Raw genomic sequence first — 18,062 nt, forward strand, 5'->3', positions numbered from 1 at the left:
GGCAACGTGCCGAAAAAAGGACTATGATGCCCACTTGAACACCGATTCATCCGAACGGTGCTGGTAAGTTCTTTATAGTAGAATGCACCCTCCAAATTTGTTAGCTGATCTTCCCGATCGTGCAGCATTGGACCAACTTAGCAGCGCGCTATGGTCGCGGGGAACCTTGCGCGGTGCGGCTGTCCTCATCGGCGCTGGTGTCAGCCGTAGCGGCGCCCGACCGCTCTCGATTGATACTCCACCATTGCCGCTGTGGTTAGAACTCGCTGAGGACATGGCGCGTGAGCTCTACGGAGTGCACCGCGCTAGCGCCCCGAGAGATCCGTTGCGACTTGCAGAAGAGTTCAGATCCGGTCTAGGGGACGCTGCGCTGACCGACTTTCTGCGCCGCCGGATTCGAGATGATGCCTTCGAGCCCGGCCAGATCCATCGAGACTTACTCGACCTGCCTTGGGCAGATGTACTGACCACTAACTACGATACACTTCTTGAACGTGCAGTAAAAGACTCGCGACGCAGTTACGATCCGGTTCTTAGGGAAAGCGATCTTGCTCACGCTATAGGAGCGCGGATCATTAAATTGCACGGCTCGCTCCGAGACCCAACAAGCATTGTGATCTCGGAGGAGCATTACCGAACCTATCCAGAGCGCCATGCAGCGTTTGTCAATACGGCTCGACAGTTATTCATAGAGAACGAGCTGTGCTTGCTAGGTTTCTCGGGAGACGATCCGAACTTTCTGCAGTGGGCTGGTTGGGTGCGTGACCGGTTAGGCGGCAGCGCCAGGCGCATTTACCTTGTCGGGGCACTTGATCTGCCGCCTGTGAAGCGGCGCCTTCTGGAGGCACGTGGCGTGGCTCCTATTGATCTGGCCCCTGCAGTCTCAGGAGAGCGGGATGACCGGCGTCATGCGGTCGCCATCTCATTGTTTCTGGCACACCTGAAGGACGCGAGGCCCACGGAGCCGGATGATTGGGTGCCTATATCTTCAGGTAATTATCCGAGGCTGGGTGGCAATGATATACACGCGAGGCAAAACGACTTTCGAAATTCGAGTAAGGTCGTTGAAGCTTTTCGTTCTGCACTAGATAAATGGAAATCTGATCGCAAGGCATGCCCCGACTGGCTGATATGTCCACAGGAAGTGCGAATTGCGCTTCGACATGGAACGACCGCTGTTGAGAATCTCCCACTTGCTCTCGATACATTGCCAGAGAGCGAGCGGCAGGAGGCTCTTTTGGAGTTGGCTTGGCGGTATGACCGCGGGAGCCAGCCTCTATCTCCATGGCTAACAGAGCGTATGCACGCGATTTTTACGCAGGGCTCGCTATCCGACGCCGAGCCCAGTTCGATAGGTGCGCTGGCGCGGACCCTGCTTGGCGCTGCCCGTGCCGCCGACGATGAAAGCGCTTTCGCAAGCTGCGCGGCACGGTTTGAAGCGCTCACGGTGCCGGAAGATTTGCCCGCCATTGTAATGTACGAGAGATGTCTGTTCGCGCGCGACCGGCTTGACTTCGCATTCGTGGCAGAAAACCTCACCAAAATCGATGGCGATGATCCCGTTTGGGGGCTCCGGCGGGCGGCGCTGCTCTATTGGGTTGGGGACACAGAGGGAGCCCAAAGGACAGTCGGCGCGGCGGCTCGCGACTTGCGAACAAGGGTTCTACGTGACCCCGACAGCATCGCGCTTCGATCGAGATTGGCCTGGGCGAAGATGCTCGTCCGTTCGTTGCGGTGGGAGGACGACGGCGCCCTCTTTGCAGAGTTGAATGGCCTCGATCGACTGGCAATGCGTGATTATGACCCATGGGCAGAGTTGCGTGCGCTTGAGTCGGAGGTGGAGGCTGGGCTCCGCAAGCGACTAGAAGCGAGGCAGATCGAGCCCAGCTTCGATACGGGTGCCTATCGTGACAATCGGAATACCCTCAAATTCGGCAATGCCGCGGGGGTGACGCCGCTAAGCGAGTTAAGGCACTTGGCGGAGACGGCAGGACTACCGATCCGGACCCGGCACGTGAACTTGCTTGGCACTAGTTTGGCTGACGCGCTCCGGCTTGCCTTCGAACCAACCGCAGCTTGGTACTCCGCCTTTCTTGCGACCAGGCCGAGCCACTCCAAAGGCCCAATCGAAATCCATCTTGGCCGCATACCCATAGCTCGCCTTGGCCTCGAGGCAGTTGTGGAACTTCGGAAACGACTTGAACATGCGGTCACGTACTGGCACGCCCGCGTTCGCAAGCGCTTTGACAGCATTGGGGACATTGACGCACTGCGCCTCTACGTCGAGGCATTATCGCGAGTGACGGCGATAGATGATGCGGATACCGCCAAAGCACATGCGCGCCTTGCCGTAGAGATGGGAAGCGATGAAGCGCTGAATCACTGGTGGCTGAACGAGCCGATAGGCAATTTGCTGAAACGCTCCCTCGACGCGGTTCCGTCCAGCGAGCGCGCTGAATTGTCGTCCGAACTTCTCAAATTTCCCATGGCTGTTGAGAAGGATGCGGGCGGCCCATCTATGTCTTGGTACAACCCCGGCCCAGATGCCTATCGCTTTGTGAGGCGAAGCGAAAGCGAAGCGATCTTTGACACTCGGGTAGCCGCATTCCTTCAACATCTTGCCCCAGGCGGGCTTTCACGAGCTGAGGCTACCATTCGTTTGTTTTACCTTTACGAGAATGGGCAGCTGAGTTCCAGCCAGATCTCGTCGTTTGCCGCGGCGCTATGGGAGGGCGTTCCAGAGACGGGAACGGCACTTCCTAAGGGAACGAACCTCTTTTCTCATGCCTTTCTGAGCGCACCGGCACCTCCGAATATCGATGTTCACTCGCGGGTTTATGCTCACCTTTTCGCAGCTGACGGGTCCGAGTCGAAAGCAGATCCGGAGGAGTTGGTCGCCACAGTCTCAGGCCGAAGAAATCACCTCCGGCCGAACGAAAACGACGCGGCCCGCCTGTTCGATAATGTGACCAAATGGCGACCAGAACGGCTGCCACGTGATCCGATCGACGAAGTCTTGAGCCGGGGGATCCAAGAAAAGGGCGACAAGATGATGGCTAGTGTCCTGGGGATGGTAGCTGCGCCCGCACTCGCTCATCATGATCGCACGGTGGAGCGGGCAAAGGCAGCGTTGGCCTTCATGCGAGAGACGGAGCTTCCCGAAACCCTGGCTGCATTTCCAGTGTTCTATGGTTTGGACACAGACGTTGACTTGGAGATCGCAAACGCTTTTCGTCGAGTACTGGCCACGGGCGACCGCCGGGCGACACCCGCAGCTGTCACCGCGATCGACCTTTGGCTGCGTCTATCCGAAGCCGGTGAAGCGTCGCCCCTGCCCGATGTTCTACGGAATAGGGCATTGCGGGCCTTGGAACGCGGGAGGATCGGCGGATTGGCCAGCCTCATATATCTCGCGCGGCGCCTGATCGTGGCAGGCTGCTGCGGCGATCCGGAGCTCGATCAGATCGTCGAGGTTCTTGATGAGCTTCGTGTGGGAACGGACTATGGCTCTCCCGACGGAGACATTGATTTTGAATCCGACCGGGCCGTTTCCTTGCCCCTCATTCGCGCCGAGTGCGTTCGCCTTGCTCAAGCACTGGAAGCGGAGGGGGTTGCTACTGAACCGGTACGCATCTGGCGCGATGTGGCAGCTAGCGACCCGCTACCCGAGGTGCGATACGCCGCACGTCGTGTAGTAGATGCATAAGCGGCATCCCAACATCGGGTTCCGCAGTAACGAAATTGGCGTCTGTCGCCAGCCCTAAACACTACGTTCCTTTAGCCAAGAAACATACCAGTGCCGAAACTCTTCCATGCGCGCCGTCCATTTCACCACTTTGCTACAGGCTCTCGCAATCATTAAAGCCGCATCAAACAATTCAATCGAAATCGGTTCTATTGTATTACTAGAATGCTTGAGCCAGTCCCGCTCCATATTGAGCAAAGCGATCCACTCTTTCCGGCACATTCGCTCCAGGGCGCGCTCGGCCCCAGCCAAGCCGTCGAAAATCGCACCATCTTTCCGCAAATCGAACATTCCTTCCGCGGCCCCGGCCAGCGTAATAGCTACATCGAACTCACCACATTCGAGTGCAGCGATCGCAGCCTCGATCTGACGGATGGCGGCTTCTTCCCGCATCAGTTTTAAAGGCAAACTGGGTGGCTTCATCGCCCGCCCCTTAGCCGCATCCTGACTCCTCGCTATTCTCTGCTGTGAGAATTACGTCATTGGCTTGATGTACGTACCTGGCTATCTGCGCTCGGTGCTTTAACGTTACTCTGGTGATATCGCCGTCCCGGACTGATCGATTGGATCCTTGATCGCGCTTGCAAGCCGGTCGGCTGCTGCGAGAATTTCTGCCGCCCGCTCAAGGCTTTCATGATCAACCTCAGCACTTTTTAGCGACTTCTGCAGTTCCGCTAGCAAAGCGTCTTCCAGTTGTTCTATCAAAAAAGGCAGTCCTGACGCTCCAAAATCATCGACGAACGCGGCGTACTGAGGGGCGGCAGATTTAACTAGATCGAGCATGGGCTGAGGATCAGCAAGGATTTTTTTGCCTGCACCGCTGCGCATAGCAGCAAGCTGAGCTGGAGCATAACTTAGCACTGAACTGTAGGCGGAGTATAATGCCCAGACCAATGGCGGAACGAATGGCCGCTCTGTCTGAGGCCATTCATGATCATTTAATTTATCGAGACCCGACGATTTCCAAATTATTTCAGCAAACTGACGCGCTTTGTCACCGTCGATGTCTGAACGTTCCGACGCCTCAAGCATAGGATCGGCTTTAATACGCTCCATCATCTTAGATGCTGTCTTTAGGTGGCTCTTTTTAACAGCAGAAGTCCAAACTTTCTCTAATACTTCAAAGCGGCGCTTATCGAGCGCGGCATATCGGCTTGCGAGGCCTGACAAAGCGCCACTCCGAAGCGCGGCGATCTGATCTCCTTTTGCCCTAAGTTCCGCTCGAAGATTTTCCTCTTCTTTACGGAGGTCTGCACGAATATTTTCGATACGAACATCAAATTTATGTTGTATAGATTTTTCAATTTTGGCCTTATAGTAAATACTAAAAACCCAGGCAGCCGCGCTACTAATCATCGTCGGGGTTAAAATGTGAATCAATTCTGTGGAAAGCCATTCGCTTACTAACATTTCCTTAGCCTCACGCCGACACCCCCTCCATTCTCAGCGATGAATTCGACGCCTGCAACCTCCAGCGCGCGCTGTATGGCCTCCACTGTGCGGGGTTTCAGCTCCTCGCCGGCCTCAAACCGCACGATGGTGTCGTGTGATACGCCCGCCAGGGCGGCCAAGTCCCGCACTGTCAGGCCGAGCGCGGCACGTGCCATCTTGGACTGAATGGCGATCAAAACTGACTCCTGTTCAGAATCTGATTGACGTTCAGAAAATACTCCGGCATTTTCTGAACATTGATCAGTTTCTACCACAGGAGCACGCGCATGGGCATCCATGTTCGCGAACACCCGAACTCTGTCCGCAGATTCGAGATGATCGAGACAACAGCGCTGCGACGCCGGATGGAGCGCGCGGTCGAGGCCCTCCTCGCCGCACTCGATGACATGGATGGAGATCCTGACCTCGAAGATGCCGATCCCGCAGAAATGGATGACTTTCCGGAGGAAGATGACCCTCCCGGCGGCGATGTCGTCGACGAGCCGCATGACGCGGACACGTTCACCGACCTGATCGCGGATCAGGATGCAGCCGAGCTGCTTCAGGATGAGCTCTGGTTCGCGGAGCGCATGGATCTGACGCGAAACGAGCGCCGCGACGCCAGCAACGCCACGCTGCAGGCGCTTGCCAAAGTTACCGGGCGTTCCTTCGGATCCTTGCACTGCCCGATGCAGAACTTTCAGCCGACTAGTAAGGAGACCAGACCATGAACCGGCGCGATGTTGTTCATAGCGGTCTCATTGCGGCTACCGTTTTGGCTGTCCCCGCGGTCTGCTTGTTGACGCCTCACGGCGGGCGCCTGCGAAGCGACGCGCCCGATCCCATCTTCGCCGCTATCGCCGAGCATAAGCGGCTCTGGGCTGATGTTCAGGCCTGCGACACCACGCGTGACGGGGAAGAGCGCCTCGGCGAGCTGGTGACCGAAGCTGATTGGTACTTCGAGTGCATGATCGGGACCGTCCCCACCACGCTCGCGGGCATGCTGGCACTGGTCTCCTATGTTCATCAGGCCAATCCCGGTCTGCCGCTGGGTGTTCATGACGCGGACGATGGCGGCACCTGGGAAGACCTCTTCCTCGCCACGCTCAAGGCGAGTCTGTCGAGCATGGTGACGGAGGTGCGGGTATGAGCACAGAACCCGTTGCCTCGGTGCGCCTCTCCTCCAGCCGGCGCCAGGCGCTTTGCCTTGGCGCGGCCTTTGTCGCGATGCCGGCGGGCACCGCCACCCTAAAGCCAGCCCCGGCGTCAATGGTGGCGCCCCTCTCGCCGCAGGAGCACATTGCACGGGCGGTGCGCGAGATCGAGGTGGCGCTGGCCGAGATCTATCCCGGCGCCTGTCAGAACCCGATCGTGCATCTGCCGGATCCCGAGGTTTTCGCCTCGATGGTCTTTCCCGATGGAACCTTCTCCCCCGGTCGGATGGCCATGGTGTCTGTCACCGCTAATTCGTTCAGCGCTCTCTTTGACGCCGGGCTCAAGAGCCGATCCTCTAACGACTGGTTCGGCAGGGGGGCGGCATGAGCGGCGACCTTTTCGGACAAGCGGTGCCGACCGAAGTTCTTCTCTCGCCACATCTGCGGCTTGAGAGGGTGCCGAGCGACACCATGGAGCCGACGCTGCGCGGCGGCTGGGACTATGTGTTGGTGCGGCCCTGCACGAAGTATGAGGGCGAGGGCATCTATCTCGTCGGTAACCCCTTCGGCAGCTGGGATCTCAGGCGGGCGTCGAACGTGCTCGGTGGCAGGGAGCAGATACGGCTCACCGTCGACAACAAGCATTATGGCGATCGTCTGGTGTCGGCCGACTGGTTCGATGAGAACGTGCTCGCATTGGTGGTCGCTGATGTGAAGATCAGAGATCAGCGTCTGCTGGAAGCCACGTGCCGGCATGGGAGGGCGGCATGAGCGCGTCCAGTCCCTTCGTTCCCCACCTCTGCACTTTCTGCGGCCTCCCTTGGGATGCGGTTGGCTTGATGGTGACGGGGCCAAACAATCAGGCGATATGCGATGGATGCATTCGGCTTTGCTGGCTCATCCGCGAAGGTCGAAGGTCCGATGACATGATCGCGCGCTTGCGCCGATGGAACGAGGCGATTTCGAAGGCTCCGAGTTTGCCTCCGAAATCGCCTTGGTTGCGATGATCGGTCATATCGTGGATTCGCAGTGACAGGGTGCCAAGCACCGCGGCAGCGAGGAGAGCGGCGGACGGTGAAGCCACCCATGCTCGGCTGGAGACTAACCAGCGCGCGAGGATCCCACAGACGTAGGCCGTCCAGCTCCCAACGTTTCCCGCCGAGCACAAAAATAGAACGTGATACTTCCCACGCATCAAAATTCGTGTTATCCATCTCGATAACGTGGGAGGCATCACATGGTTGGTCAGCGCATTACTATCGACCGCGAGGCTTTCAGTGCTGCCGAGGTGGAGGCCATCACCGGCATCTCCCAGATCGTGCTGCGTGACTGGCGCCGCCGCAAGTTCCTCAAGACCAAGATCGTCAGCAACCGTGCGCTCTATTACGCCTATGACCTCGGTTATCTGATGGCGCTGCAAGCGCTTACCTCGCAGGGCGTGGCAGTCGGCACAGCCACTATGGCGGCTGGAACGGCGGGTCCAATGATTGAGCATTTCGCCGAGGCGGTTAGCGTCCCGCCAGCCGACGCTCCCTTGGTCGGCTTCCATGGCAACCGCACCGCCCGCTTCCTGATCGTTGCCCAGGATGGCGAGATCGTTCGCGCCGGCTTCCTGGAAGACTGGGTGAAGATGCGTGACGAGTGCGGCAAGGCGGCCTCAGCCATCGTGATCGACTGCAAGGCTCTCGGCGAGCAGATCGCGCAGAAGGCGCCGCGTCCGGTGGTCTCCGTCAAGCGTGAGAGCGAGTGATGAGCGGCATGTTCTCCTCCCTCCTCAAGCGTGCCACGGGTGGCTGGCGCACGTGGAGCCGCTCCTATGAGGGCGCGGCGACAGGCCGGCGCACGGGCGGCTGGGGCGCGATGCGCAACCAGCACGGCGCGGCGCAGGCGGCGCGGGCGCCGACCAGCTATCGCGCCCGCTATCTGGTGGCGAACAACCCGCACGGCGCCGCCGGCAAGGCGGCTTGGGCGGCGGCTCTGGTCGGCACGGGCATCGTCCCGGCCGTGACCGGCGACGTATCGGCGCGCTGGACGGCGTGGACGGACGAGGCGGACGCCGACGGCCTGATGGACTTCTATGGTCTCACCGCGCTGATGGTCGGCGGCATGGTGGTAGATGGCGAGGCGCTGGCGCTGCTGATTGCCACCCCGGCCGGCCTGCGTATTCGCGTGCTCGATCCCGACCAGCTCGACGCTTCGCTCACCCGCCCGCTCCCCGAGGGCGGGCGCATCGTCAACGGCGTGGAGTTCGATATGTTCGGCTCCCGCGTCGCCTACTGGATCGTGAAGGAGCGCCCCGAGATCGGCCTCGGCTTGAACCTTCAGCCCGTGCGCGTGCCTGCCGAGGATGTGGTGCATCTGTTCCGCCCGGACTTCCCCGGCCAGGTGCGCGGCGTCTCTTGGTTCGCCCCGGCGATCCTGCGCCTCGCCGAGCACGACGAGTGGCACGGCGCCCAGCTCACCCGCCAGAAGGTCGGCGCCCTGCTCGCCGGCCTCATCACGACCAACGATGCCACCCTTCCCTTTGGTGGGGAGGCCCAGGGCGATGCGCTTATCGGTTCGCTGGAGCCGGGCGCCATGGTGGTGCTGCCGCCGGGCAAGGACGTGACCTTCTCCAACCCGCCAGCCATCGCGCAGGAGGCGAACGACTTCGCCCGCATTACCCTGCACGAGATCGCCGCCGCCCTCGGCCTGCCCTATGAGGTACTCACCGGCGACCTCTCCAGCGTCAACTATTCCTCGATCCGTGCCGGCCTCGTCGAGTGGCGTCGCCGGGTGGAGATGATCCAGCACAACGTCATCGTCTTCCAGGCGCTGCGCCCCATCTGGCGCCGCTGGGCGATGATCGAGAGCCTGCAGGGCCGGCTTGCCGCCCGCCCGCAGGACCTTCTCCCGGTGCGCTGGATCACGCCAAAGCAGCAATGGGTGGACCCGGCCAAGGACGTGCAGGCGGAGATCGACGCCATCAACGCCGGGCTGATGAGCCGCCGCGAGGCCGTGGCAGCGCGTGGCATGGATGTCGGCGCGCTTGATGATGAGATTGCCGCTGACAAGGCCCGCGAGGCGCGCCTCGGCCTTGCCTTCAGCACGCCCGCCAAGGCGGCGCCCGCCGCCCCGGCAAAGGCGCCCATTGAGGAGACCGTGGCATGAGCGCCCCTGCTGAGATCTTCACCCGCCGCGCGCCGCTCCCCGCGTCCTCTTGGGACGCGGACAGCCAGACGTTCGAGGCTGTGCTCTCGACCGGCGCCGCTGTCGAGCGCTGGGACGTGCACGGTCCCTATGACGAGATCCTCCTCCTGTCGCAGCCGATGTGGCCCGCCCGTGTGCCCCTGCTCGACAGCCACGGAAGGGAGAGCGTGGATCGCCAGCTCGGGAGCGTCGACACGCTGCGCGTCGTCGGCGGGGACCTCCTGGGGCGCGCCACGCTCTCCCGCCACAATCCCCGCTCCCAGCGCATTGCCGCCGAGCTGACGGACGGTGCCACCTTCGGCATCTCCATCGGCTACGCCGTCGAGCGCTGGTCGGAGCGTACCAATGCGAAGACCGGTCGCCGCGAGAAGGTGGCCGAGCGCTTCACCCTGATCGAGGCGAGCCTCGTCGTTGTCCCCGCCGACCCGCATGCAGGCATCAGGAGCCACGACATGACGGTCAGCACCGAGCCGGCGAACCCGCCCGCTCCCTCCGCCCCGGCGCCCGCGCCGTCCCTCAACCCGCCGGCCGCCACTGAGCGCGCGGCCATCAATCTGGAGATCCGTTCCATCGCAAGCGTCGCCGGTCTCGATCAGGGCTGGATCGACAGCCAGATCGACGCCAATGCCACCACGGACGCGGCCCGTGCCGCCGCCTTCGCCGCCATGCAGACCCGCAGCGCGCCGCTGCAGACGATCCGGCCGACGGTGGCGACGGTCACCCACGACCACACCGACCCTGCCGCGATCCGCTCCGCCATGGGCGAAGCGCTCGCCCATCGCCTCGCCCCCGGCCGCGTGAAGCTGGAAGGGCGCGCCCGCGCCTATGCCGGCTTCCGCATGCTGGACATGATCGGCGACCTCGCCCAGGCGCGCGGCGAGCGCCTCAACCTGCGCGACCAGAATGCGCTGATGGAGCGTGCCGTCGGCGCTCACTCCACCAGCGACTTCCCCCTTCTGCTGGCGGACGCGGCCAACAAGGCCCTTCTCGCCAACTACGCCGCAGCCGAACCGACCTATCGCCTGATCGCTGCCCGGCGCGGATTCACCGACTTCCGCGATCACGCCTTCCTGCGCATCGGTGACTTCCCGACGTTTCAGGAGACCAGCGAGGCTGGCGAACTGCGTTACGGCACGATCTCCGAGAACCGCGAGAAGGTGCGGGCGAAGGAACTGAATGCCGGCATCGCCATCGGCCGCCGCGCTCTCATCAATGACGACCTCTCGGCGCTGGCGGACTTCTCCGCCCTCATCGCCATCCGTGCCGCCAGCGACGAGAACGCCCGCGTCTACGGCCTTCTCGCCACCAATGCCGCCCTCTCCGACGGCAAGGCGCTGTTCCATGCCGACCACGGCAACGTAGCCACCCTCGCCGTCGCTCTCTCGCTCTCCGGGCTCTCGCTCGCTGTCGCCTCCCTGCGCAAGCAGCGCAGCCTCGACGGCGTGCCGCTCAACCTCGCCCCCCGCTTCCTCGTGGTTGGGCCGGACACCGAGCTTGGCGGCCGCCAGATCCTCGCCGCCGTCACTGCCACCAAGGCGGGTGACGTGAACCCGTGGGCGGGCACGATGGAGCTGGTGGTGGACGCCAATATCGTCGGCAATGCCTGGTACGTTGTGGCTGACCCCGCAGCCGCCCCCAGCCTCGTCTATGGCTATGTCTCCGGCGCCGAGGGGCCGCAGATCCGCACCGAGATCGACTTCGATACCCGCGCCGTCAAGGTCGCGGCCGGGCTCGACTTCGGCTGCGGCGTCATCGACTTCCGCGGCCTCTACAAGAATGAGGGCGCGTGATGGCGGGCGTTGATGTCCTTCAGGAGCGCCTGGAGAAACTGAGAGCTGCGCGGGCGACGGGTATCCGTCGCCTGCGCTACTCGGACGGTAAGGAGCATGAGTATCGCACTGATGCTGAACTTGCCGCCGCCATCGCCGACCTAGAACGCCAGATCGCCGGGGCAAATGCCCCGGCGAAGGTCGTCTATTTCTCCTCCAGCAAAGGGCTGTGAAAGATGGGCGCGCGGAAGATCAATCCCGTCACTTCGCAGGGTCTCTTTCCCTCCGAGGCCGAGATCGCGCGTCGCCTCAGTCAGGACCCGCGCGGGTGGACGGCCAAGGCCACCATGCTGGAGCGCGAGGGTCTGCCCCGCGTCGACCCCATTATGGGTGGGCGCTTTTGGCCGGCCGTTCTTGCCTTCTGGAATCGTCGCTACGGCCTCTCTACCGTTCAGGCGTCTCAACCTGACGGAGAGGAGAACCTTGATGCACTCCGCTGATCTCGATGCGCCCGGCCTGAAGCGCCGGCATAATAAAGACGGCACTACCCGGTTTAGCTGGGTGGCCCGCAGCGATATCGCCAAAGCTGGTTACGAACCGAAGACTGTTCGCCTGCACTATAACCTCGACGACCCGCGCGAGCGTCTTCTCGCCGAGGCCATGTGCCGCAAGCTGCAGGCGGAGATGCTGGCCTGGCGTGCCGGGCACCGGCAGACCCGCCGGCCGTTCGACGGCACGGTTTCGAGCCTCGTGCGACTTTATCAAACCGACGAAGCCTCGCCATATTTCGAGCTAAAGCATAACACGCGGGAGACCTACGATCAGGTGCTCCGCGTGATCGACCGCGCTTTCGGCAAGCGCGTCCTGTCCAATCTCGCCCTGGCCGACTTCCGCCGCTGGTACGAGGAGGCGAAGAAGCCGCGCGAGCCGGACGGCCCGGAGCGCGTGCGCAAGGCGCACGGCATCATCAGCATGTTCCGGCGCTTGTTCGCCTATGGCATCGCGGCCGAGCACGCGGGTTGCGCCCGGCTCGCCAGCATTCTCGACGCCACCCGGTTCAAGCAATCCAAGCGGAGGCGTATCCGCCTAGAACGACACCATGTTGAGGCTTTCATCCCCAAGGCGATCGAGGCCGGACGGCTCTCCCTCGCGCTGGGCACGGCACTGCAGTTCGAGACGGGCATGCGGCAGAAGGACGTGATCGGTGAGTGGGAGCCGCACGTCGCCCGCTCGGAGATCGGCGGCATCATGCTCAAGGGCAAGCGCGGCCGGCGCATGCTGCGCTGGGCGAACGGCCTGACCTGGGCGGACCTCGCCAACACCTCCGTGTTCACCAAGGAGACAACCAAAACCGGCGCGCTCGTGTCGCATGACCTCTCGCTGTGCCCGATGACGGCGGCGCTGCTGGCGAAGGTGCCGGCGGCAGCGAAGGTCGGGCCGCTCATCATCGACGAGCACGCCCGCCGCCCCTACGCCAAGGATGCCTATGCCCGCGAGTGGCGTGTGATCGCCCGCGCCGCAGGGATCCCGGACGAGGTGTGGAACATGGACGCCCGCGCAGGCGCCATCACAGAGGCCGAGGACGCCGGCGCCGATCTCGATGAGATCCGTGGTGCCATCGGCCATACACAGGCTTCCACGACGGCCCGCTACTCGCGCGGCGCCGTGGGCAAGAGCCGCAAGGTTGCCGAGCTTCGGCAGGCGCATCGCGCCGGCCGGAACGAGTCGTAAACAGACATGGGGAACGCGATGGGGAACGTGGGGAACGTGTAGTTCAGCGGTAGGGCGGCAAACCGTTGGTTCGTAACGGTTGGCGCTGGAGCGGGCGAAGGGAATCGAACCCTCGTATGCAGCTTGGGAAGCTGCCGTTCTACCATTGAACTACGCCCGCTCAGGCGCCGGCACATTAGAGGGCCGAGGCGGGAGCTTCAACCCCTTCCTGAGGCTGTTCACACCCGTCTCAGCACAGCCGTCAGAAGGCGGCTAACCGCTAGAAATTCTCATGCGTGAGCGCCGCCAGATAGCGCCCATAGGCGCTCTTGCCCAACGCGCCGGCCAGTCGCTGCAATTGCTCGGCGTCGATGAAACCCTGGCGGAAGGCTATCTCTTCGGGGCAGGCGATCTTGAAGCCCTGTCGCTTCTCGAGCGTGCGCACGAATTCGGCGGCTTCCACCAGGCTATCCGGCGTGCCCGTATCCAGCCAGGCATAGCCGCGCCCCATCACCTCGACCGACAACGTCTTTCGCTCGAGATAGGCGCGGTTGACGTCGGTGATTTCGAGCTCCCCGCGCGCTGAGGGCTTCAGATTGGCGGCGATGTCGACGACCGTGCCATCGTAGAAATAAAGCCCCGTCACCGCCCAGTTGGATTTGGGCTGGAGCGGCTTTTCCTCGATCGAGAGCGCCCGCATCGACGCGTCGAACTCGACCACGCCGTAACGCTCGGGGTCGGTAACATGGTAGGCAAAAACCGTCGCGCCATCCGTGCGGTTGCGCGCATCGTTCAGCATCCGCTGCAGGCCGGCGCCATAGAAGATATTGTCGCCGAGGATCAGGCAGGAGGGGCTGTTGCCGACGAAGTCGGCGCCGATCGTGTAGGCCTGCGCGAGGCCGCCGGGGTCGGGCTGCACGCGGAAGGAGAGGTTCAGCCCCCACTGCGAGCCATCGCCGAGCAGGCGCTCGAAATTCGGCAGGTCGTGCGGCGTCGAGATCACCAGAATGTCGCGTATGCCCGCCAGCATCAGCACCGACAGCGGGTAGTAGATCATCGGCTTGTCATAGACCGGCATCATCTGCTTGGACGTGACAAGCGTCATCGGATGGAGGCGTGTCCCGGCGCCGCCGGCGAGAATGATGCCCTTCAACGTCTCAATCCTTCTTCAGCCCGCTGCCCGGAGCGGTGCCGGCCAGTTGGTCCATCACGACCTCCAGCGAACGGCGCCAGTCCGGGAGATTAATGCCATAGACGCGGGCGATCTTTGATCCATCCATCAGCGAATTGGCTGGCCGCCGCGCGGGCGTCGGGTAGTCGGCCGTGCCGATGCGCCCGATCTGTGCCCCCTTCTGACCGCGCCGCGCCGCGTTGGCAAAGATCGCCTCAGCGAAATCCGCCCAGCTGGCGGCAGGCCCGCCCGCCGGCAGGTGGAAGAGACCGCGCAGTGCCGCCTCCTGCGGGTGAGCGGTGAGCTGTTCCGCGACCTGCCAGATCGCGCTGGCGATGTCGAGCGCAGAGGTCGGCCGGCCGATCTGGTCGGCGACCACACCGAGGCTGTCGCGTGTTTCCGCGAGGCGCAGCATGGTGCGCACGAAATTCGCGCCGAAGGGGGCGTAGACCCAGGAGACGCGTAGGATTGCCGCGTTCGGGGTGGCCACCAGAACGGCCTGCTCGCCGGCGAGCTTGGAGGCGCCATAGACGCCAAGCGGGCCGGTCGCGTCGTCCTCCACCCATTCGCCCGTCTTCGAGCCGTCGAAGACATAATCAGTGGACAGGTGAATGACCGGCACGTTCAGCGCCGCGGCCGCGCGCGCTACGGAGCCGGCGCCGTCGGCATTGATGCGGTGAGCGAGTTCCGGCTCGCTTTCCGCCTTGTCGACGGCCGTATAGGCGGCAGCGGAGACGATGACATCCGGCCGCGCGGCCGCGAAGACGGTTGAGGCGTTGTCGGGCGCGGCGAGATCAAAGTCTGGGCGCCCGATCAGCACGGCATCACCGCCCGCGGCGGCGGCATGGCGGGCGAGGGACTGCGCGACCTGCCCCGATGTGCCGGTAATGGCGATCCTCATCGCTCAGCGATCCGCGGTCGCCAGCAGGCCCAGGCGCTCGCCGGCATAGACCTTATCCCGCAGCGGGCGCCACCAAGCCTCATTGGCGAGGTACCATTCAACCGTCTTGCGGATGCCTGTCTCGAAGTTCTCCTGTGCCCGCCAGTTCAGCTCAGTCTCCAGCTTGGTGGCGTCGATGGCGTAGCGCGCATCGTGGCCCGGCCTATCGGCGACGAAGGTGATGAGGTCGCTGTGCGGGAAGCTCTTGGGCGCCAGCTCATCGAGAATGCCGCAGACGACACGCACTACCTCGATATTGCTGCGTTCATTGCGGCCGCCGACATTGTAGGTCTCGTTCAGCCGGCCTTCGCTGGCGATGAGGTGCAGCGCCCGGGCGTGATCCTCGACATAGAGCCAGTCGCGAATGTTCGAGCCATTGCCGTAGACCGGCAGCTTCTTGCCGTGCAGGGCGTTGAGGATGGTGAGCGGGATCAGCTTCTCGGGGAAGTGGTAGGGGCCGTAATTATTCGAGCAGTTCGAGACCAGGACGGGCAGCCCATAGGTGCGGCCCCAGGCCACGACCAGATGATCGGACGCGGCCTTGGAGGCGGAGTAGGGCGAGGAGGGGTCGTAGGGCGTCGTCTCCGTAAACAGCCCGTCGGGCCCTAGCGAGCCATAGACCTCGTCGGTCGAGACATGCAGGAAGCGGAACGCGGCCTTGGCGGCGGGATCGAGCCCGCTCCAATAGCCACGCGCGGCTTCCAGCAGGGTGAAGGTGCCGAGAACGTTGGTCTGGACGAAGTCCGCCGCGCCGGTGATCGAGCGGTCGACATGACTCTCGGCGGCGAGGTGATAGACGCGGTCGGGGCGGAATGTCTGGAACGCCTCACGCACGGCGTCGGCGTCGCAGATGTCGGCCTTCAGAAACTGATGATTCGGCAGATTGCCGATCTCGGTGAGATTCGCGAGGTTGCCGGCATAGGTCAGTTTGTCGAAGGTGAGCACCTCGGCGCCGACCTCACGCACCAGGTGGCGAACGACGGCGGATCCAATGAAGCCAGCGCCACCTGTCACCAAGATTCGCATGCGTGATCTCCCTTGCACCGCGCGTCATGGAACGCCGGTCGAGTGTGCCCCCTCAGGCGAAGACAGGCCCAAGGTCGCGAAGACGAGGTTGCCGCCGGTCCTTCTCGGACAGGATGGCATCCTCTTCTTTCACCGGCCACGCGATGGCAAGCTCGGAATCGTTCCACAGAAGGCCACGGTCATGCGCGGCGCTGTAATAATCCGTCACGAGATAGGCGACCTCGCAATCCTCGGTGAGGGTGCAGAAGCCGTGGGCGAAGCCGGCCGGAATCCAGAACTGACAGCCATTCTCGGCGGAAAGCTCCACGGCAACATGCCGGCCGAAGGTCGGGGATGTGCGGCGCAGATCGACGGCGACATCCAGCATCCGCCCGCGCGCGCAGCGCACCAGCTTGCCCTGTGCCTTCGGCTCCAATTGGAAGTGCAGGCCGCGCACGGTGCCCTTGGGGCGGGAATAGGACTGGTTGTGCTGGACGAAATGCACGTCTCCGGCTTCCGCGCGGAAGAGATCCTCGCGAAAGATCTCGGAGAACCACCCACGCTCGTCACCGATCCGCTTGGGCGTCACAAGAAGGAGGTCGGCGATGTCGAAACGGTCAAATCGCATCTAACGCTACTCACACCAGGCGGATGATCGGTTCGGCGGGCGCCGGAGCTAAGGACGATTGAGTGGCGGTTTCAAGCCCATCCACGGAGGCGAGCCTGTAGCCCGCCGCTTCCGCGGCTGTCGAGAACAGCCGTTCCACGGCATGTTCCAGGGCGCCGTCCAGCTTGCCCTGCTCCTCCGCAAAAGCCGCTGACAGCTTGAGTTCCCTTAGCGGAGAAAGTGCTTCCGGACGAGCCCAGAACATGGTGCCGCCAAAGAAATCGAGCTTGAAAAGCTCTGGCGGTATTCCCATGCGACTGGCAATCGCCAGCACCGTCTCGCGGTTCTTGCCCCAGCTCGCCTTGAGGTCGAAATGGTCGCTGGGATACCGGTAAGACTGGGAGCCCACCATGCCGGCGCGGGGAAACGCGTCGAAGATGCCGAGGATCCGGTCAATCACACCGGGGGCGGCGAGGAGATCGAACAGCAGCCGGTTGCGCCAGATGTTTCCAAGCAGCGCGACGCGCCCGCCATCGACCGACTTCTTGCCGTGGATCTTGCAGATACTCGCGTAGCGGTCGAGCCGGCCTTCCTCGAGCAGACACAGGAACGGACGCACATCCCGCCCGCGATTCTCGAAGACGCGGATGTCGGCATCGGGGAAGTCCTGCAGGATCCGCGCGCTCAGTGCCTCGCGGTCGGGAACGGTTGTGATGATGAGATCGAAGGGCTGGTCGACCAAGCGCAGGATGGTGGAGATTTCCGGCCACACCTCCGGATAGTAGACATGCGCAACGATGGCAAAGCGCGGCGGTCCCGGGCGGCGGGGTTGGTTCGGCGTCACGGGGGAAGGGGTCGACCGATCGGCCCAACCGGCGAGCAACTCCGGGAATTGCGACAGCTCGGGACGGTCGAGCGCGAGGCCGCCATTGCGAAAGCTCTGCAGCACCTTGCGAAACTCGCGCCGCTTGCCGCGTCGACCTCGGGCGAAGATGACCATCTGGTCCAAGACCAGTTGATCCTTCGGTTTCACCAGCCAGCGGGCGCGCGCGCGCATCAGTAAGCCGCGCAGGTAGCCGCAGGGTTGAACGGAAAAGTCCTCCCCGGCCAGTGCGATCGGCGCGTCAACTTGCGGGACAAGCTGATAGGTGAGCCCGTCAATGCTCGGCAGGTTCAGGCGCGTGAGACGCCCGTCAATCTCCACCTGCAACTCGGACAACAGCCGGGACACGTTGGCCCGAGGGCGTACTTCAAAGGCGCGAAACTGCATAAGTCCTACATGACAGGTTCGGCGGCAGCCGATCACAAGACGGCAAGATAGATCGTCTCCAAACTACCCGC

General features: G+C 62.9%; 20 protein-coding genes and 1 tRNA gene. 12 read left to right on the forward strand and 9 right to left on the reverse strand.

Annotated features, from left to right (window positions below; all coding sequences use genetic code 11):
- Window positions 1–325 precede the first annotated feature (325 nt).
- Window positions 326–3,706 (forward strand): SIR2 family NAD-dependent protein deacylase, encoded by a 3,381-nt coding sequence (locus tag OU996_RS09545; protein ID WP_267585361.1) that lies wholly within the window; start codon window positions 326–328, stop codon window positions 3,704–3,706.
- 54 nt (window positions 3,707–3,760) lie between these two features.
- Here OU996_RS09545 and OU996_RS09550 read toward each other — a convergent pair whose 3' ends face one another.
- The 3 genes from OU996_RS09550 to OU996_RS09560 all read right to left on the reverse strand — a co-directional run bounded on the left by OU996_RS09550 (window position 3,761) and on the right by OU996_RS09560 (window position 5,352).
- Window positions 3,761–4,168, reverse strand: a complete 408-nt coding sequence (locus OU996_RS09550; RefSeq protein WP_267585362.1) for a hypothetical protein — start codon at window positions 4,166–4,168, stop codon at window positions 3,761–3,763.
- A 105-nt stretch (window positions 4,169–4,273) separates the two neighbouring features.
- Window positions 4,274–5,155: a hypothetical protein gene (locus OU996_RS09555; RefSeq protein ID WP_267585363.1), complete on the reverse strand. Its 882-nt coding sequence runs from the start codon at window positions 5,153–5,155 to the stop codon at window positions 4,274–4,276.
- Window positions 5,149–5,352, reverse strand: a complete 204-nt coding sequence (locus OU996_RS09560) for a helix-turn-helix domain-containing protein (RefSeq protein ID WP_267585662.1) — start codon at window positions 5,350–5,352, stop codon at window positions 5,149–5,151. The genes OU996_RS09555 and OU996_RS09560 overlap by 7 nt, the downstream gene beginning before the upstream one ends.
- A gap of 111 nt (window positions 5,353–5,463) precedes the next feature.
- Here OU996_RS09560 and OU996_RS09565 point away from each other — a divergent pair, with 111 nt between their 5' ends.
- The 11 genes from OU996_RS09565 (at window position 5,464) to OU996_RS09610 (ending at window position 13,019) form a co-directional block, all read left to right on the forward strand.
- Window positions 5,464–5,907, forward strand: a complete 444-nt coding sequence (locus OU996_RS09565; RefSeq protein WP_267585364.1) for a hypothetical protein — start codon at window positions 5,464–5,466, stop codon at window positions 5,905–5,907.
- Entirely contained in the window at window positions 5,904–6,326 is a 423-nt protein-coding gene (locus tag OU996_RS09570) for a hypothetical protein (RefSeq protein ID WP_267585365.1), read from the forward strand. Before OU996_RS09565 ends, OU996_RS09570 begins: the two co-directional genes overlap by 4 nt.
- Window positions 6,323–6,718, forward strand: a complete 396-nt coding sequence (locus OU996_RS09575; protein WP_267585366.1) for a hypothetical protein — start codon at window positions 6,323–6,325, stop codon at window positions 6,716–6,718. The genes OU996_RS09570 and OU996_RS09575 overlap by 4 nt, the downstream gene beginning before the upstream one ends.
- Window positions 6,715–7,101 (forward strand): hypothetical protein, encoded by a 387-nt coding sequence (locus tag OU996_RS09580; protein ID WP_267585367.1) that lies wholly within the window; start codon window positions 6,715–6,717, stop codon window positions 7,099–7,101. Before OU996_RS09575 ends, OU996_RS09580 begins: the two co-directional genes overlap by 4 nt.
- Window positions 7,098–7,337, forward strand: a complete 240-nt coding sequence (locus OU996_RS21430; protein ID WP_420712731.1) for a ClpX C4-type zinc finger protein — start codon at window positions 7,098–7,100, stop codon at window positions 7,335–7,337. The genes OU996_RS09580 and OU996_RS21430 overlap by 4 nt, the downstream gene beginning before the upstream one ends.
- Window positions 7,338–7,567: 230 nt before the next feature.
- Entirely contained in the window at window positions 7,568–8,080 is a 513-nt protein-coding gene (locus tag OU996_RS09585; RefSeq protein WP_267585368.1) for a MerR family transcriptional regulator, read from the forward strand.
- Window positions 8,080–9,480, forward strand: a complete 1,401-nt coding sequence (locus OU996_RS09590) for a phage portal protein (protein WP_267585369.1) — start codon at window positions 8,080–8,082, stop codon at window positions 9,478–9,480. Before OU996_RS09585 ends, OU996_RS09590 begins: the two co-directional genes overlap by 1 nt.
- Window positions 9,477–11,309 carry a prohead protease/major capsid protein fusion protein gene (locus OU996_RS09595; protein WP_267585370.1) on the forward strand — a complete coding sequence of 611 codons (1,833 nt, stop codon included), beginning with the start codon at window positions 9,477–9,479 and terminating at the stop codon, window positions 11,307–11,309. Before OU996_RS09590 ends, OU996_RS09595 begins: the two co-directional genes overlap by 4 nt.
- Window positions 11,309–11,521 carry a phage head-tail joining protein gene (locus OU996_RS09600; protein WP_267585371.1) on the forward strand — a complete coding sequence of 71 codons (213 nt, stop codon included), beginning with the start codon at window positions 11,309–11,311 and terminating at the stop codon, window positions 11,519–11,521. Before OU996_RS09595 ends, OU996_RS09600 begins: the two co-directional genes overlap by 1 nt.
- A gap of 3 nt (window positions 11,522–11,524) precedes the next feature.
- Window positions 11,525–11,788, forward strand: a complete 264-nt coding sequence (locus tag OU996_RS09605) for a hypothetical protein (RefSeq protein ID WP_267585372.1) — start codon at window positions 11,525–11,527, stop codon at window positions 11,786–11,788.
- The gene (locus tag OU996_RS09610; RefSeq protein WP_267585373.1) at window positions 11,679–13,019 is read left to right on the forward strand and encodes an integrase; all 1,341 of its coding nucleotides are present in this window, start codon (window positions 11,679–11,681) and stop codon (window positions 13,017–13,019) included. Before OU996_RS09605 ends, OU996_RS09610 begins: the two co-directional genes overlap by 110 nt.
- Before the next feature lie 86 nt (window positions 13,020–13,105).
- Here OU996_RS09610 and OU996_RS09615 read toward each other — a convergent pair.
- From OU996_RS09615 to OU996_RS09640, 6 genes are all read right to left on the reverse strand, one after another.
- Window positions 13,106–13,179, reverse strand: a tRNA-Gly gene (locus OU996_RS09615).
- A gap of 99 nt (window positions 13,180–13,278) precedes the next feature.
- On the reverse strand, window positions 13,279–14,151 hold the full coding sequence (rfbA, locus tag OU996_RS09620) for a glucose-1-phosphate thymidylyltransferase RfbA (protein ID WP_267585374.1): 873 nt from the start codon (window positions 14,149–14,151) through the stop codon (window positions 13,279–13,281).
- 4 nt (window positions 14,152–14,155) lie between these two features.
- Window positions 14,156–15,070 carry a dTDP-4-dehydrorhamnose reductase gene (gene rfbD, locus OU996_RS09625; RefSeq protein ID WP_267585375.1) on the reverse strand — a complete coding sequence of 305 codons (915 nt, stop codon included), beginning with the start codon at window positions 15,068–15,070 and terminating at the stop codon, window positions 14,156–14,158.
- 3 nt (window positions 15,071–15,073) lie between these two features.
- Complete coding sequence (gene rfbB / locus OU996_RS09630) at window positions 15,074–16,135, reverse strand: dTDP-glucose 4,6-dehydratase (RefSeq protein ID WP_267585376.1); 1,062 nt, start codon at window positions 16,133–16,135, stop codon at window positions 15,074–15,076.
- A 52-nt stretch (window positions 16,136–16,187) separates the two neighbouring features.
- The gene (rfbC, locus tag OU996_RS09635) at window positions 16,188–16,742 is read right to left on the reverse strand and encodes a dTDP-4-dehydrorhamnose 3,5-epimerase (RefSeq protein ID WP_267585377.1); all 555 of its coding nucleotides are present in this window, start codon (window positions 16,740–16,742) and stop codon (window positions 16,188–16,190) included.
- 10 nt (window positions 16,743–16,752) lie between these two features.
- On the reverse strand, window positions 16,753–17,991 hold the full coding sequence (locus OU996_RS09640; RefSeq protein ID WP_267585378.1) for a rhamnan synthesis F family protein: 1,239 nt from the start codon (window positions 17,989–17,991) through the stop codon (window positions 16,753–16,755).
- Window positions 17,992–18,062 lie beyond the last annotated feature (71 nt).

The organism is Ancylobacter sp. SL191, from assembly GCF_026625645.1.
Taxonomy (GTDB): domain Bacteria; phylum Pseudomonadota; class Alphaproteobacteria; order Rhizobiales; family Xanthobacteraceae; genus Ancylobacter.

Excerpts from the sequence above, each read along its gene's own strand:
- OU996_RS09585 (WP_267585368.1), top strand. The coding sequence starts at position 7,568 with ATGGTTGGTCAGCGCATTACTATCGACCGCGAGGCTTTCAGTGCTGCC.
- OU996_RS09575 (WP_267585366.1), top strand. The coding sequence starts at position 6,323 with ATGAGCACAGAACCCGTTGCCTCGGTGCGCCTCTCCTCCAGCCGGCGC.
- OU996_RS09590 (WP_267585369.1), top strand. The coding sequence starts at position 8,080 with ATGAGCGGCATGTTCTCCTCCCTCCTCAAGCGTGCCACGGGTGGCTGG.
- OU996_RS21430 (WP_420712731.1), top strand. The coding sequence starts at position 7,098 with ATGAGCGCGTCCAGTCCCTTCGTTCCCCACCTCTGCACTTTCTGCGGC.
- rfbC (WP_267585377.1), bottom strand. The coding sequence starts at position 16,742 with ATGCGATTTGACCGTTTCGACATCGCCGACCTCCTTCTTGTGACGCCC.
- OU996_RS09565 (WP_267585364.1), top strand. The coding sequence starts at position 5,464 with ATGGGCATCCATGTTCGCGAACACCCGAACTCTGTCCGCAGATTCGAG.
- OU996_RS09600 (WP_267585371.1), top strand. The coding sequence starts at position 11,309 with ATGGCGGGCGTTGATGTCCTTCAGGAGCGCCTGGAGAAACTGAGAGCT.
- OU996_RS09580 (WP_267585367.1), top strand. The coding sequence starts at position 6,715 with ATGAGCGGCGACCTTTTCGGACAAGCGGTGCCGACCGAAGTTCTTCTC.
- OU996_RS09605 (WP_267585372.1), top strand. The coding sequence starts at position 11,525 with ATGGGCGCGCGGAAGATCAATCCCGTCACTTCGCAGGGTCTCTTTCCC.
- OU996_RS09550 (WP_267585362.1), bottom strand. The coding sequence starts at position 4,168 with ATGAAGCCACCCAGTTTGCCTTTAAAACTGATGCGGGAAGAAGCCGCC.
- OU996_RS09640 (WP_267585378.1), bottom strand. The coding sequence starts at position 17,991 with ATGCAGTTTCGCGCCTTTGAAGTACGCCCTCGGGCCAACGTGTCCCGG.
- OU996_RS09555 (WP_267585363.1), bottom strand. The coding sequence starts at position 5,155 with ATGTTAGTAAGCGAATGGCTTTCCACAGAATTGATTCACATTTTAACC.
- OU996_RS09595 (WP_267585370.1), top strand. The coding sequence starts at position 9,477 with ATGAGCGCCCCTGCTGAGATCTTCACCCGCCGCGCGCCGCTCCCCGCG.
- OU996_RS09560 (WP_267585662.1), bottom strand. The coding sequence starts at position 5,352 with ATGGCACGTGCCGCGCTCGGCCTGACAGTGCGGGACTTGGCCGCCCTG.
- rfbB (WP_267585376.1), bottom strand. The coding sequence starts at position 16,135 with ATGCGAATCTTGGTGACAGGTGGCGCTGGCTTCATTGGATCCGCCGTC.
- rfbD (WP_267585375.1), bottom strand. The coding sequence starts at position 15,070 with ATGAGGATCGCCATTACCGGCACATCGGGGCAGGTCGCGCAGTCCCTC.
- OU996_RS09570 (WP_267585365.1), top strand. The coding sequence starts at position 5,904 with ATGAACCGGCGCGATGTTGTTCATAGCGGTCTCATTGCGGCTACCGTT.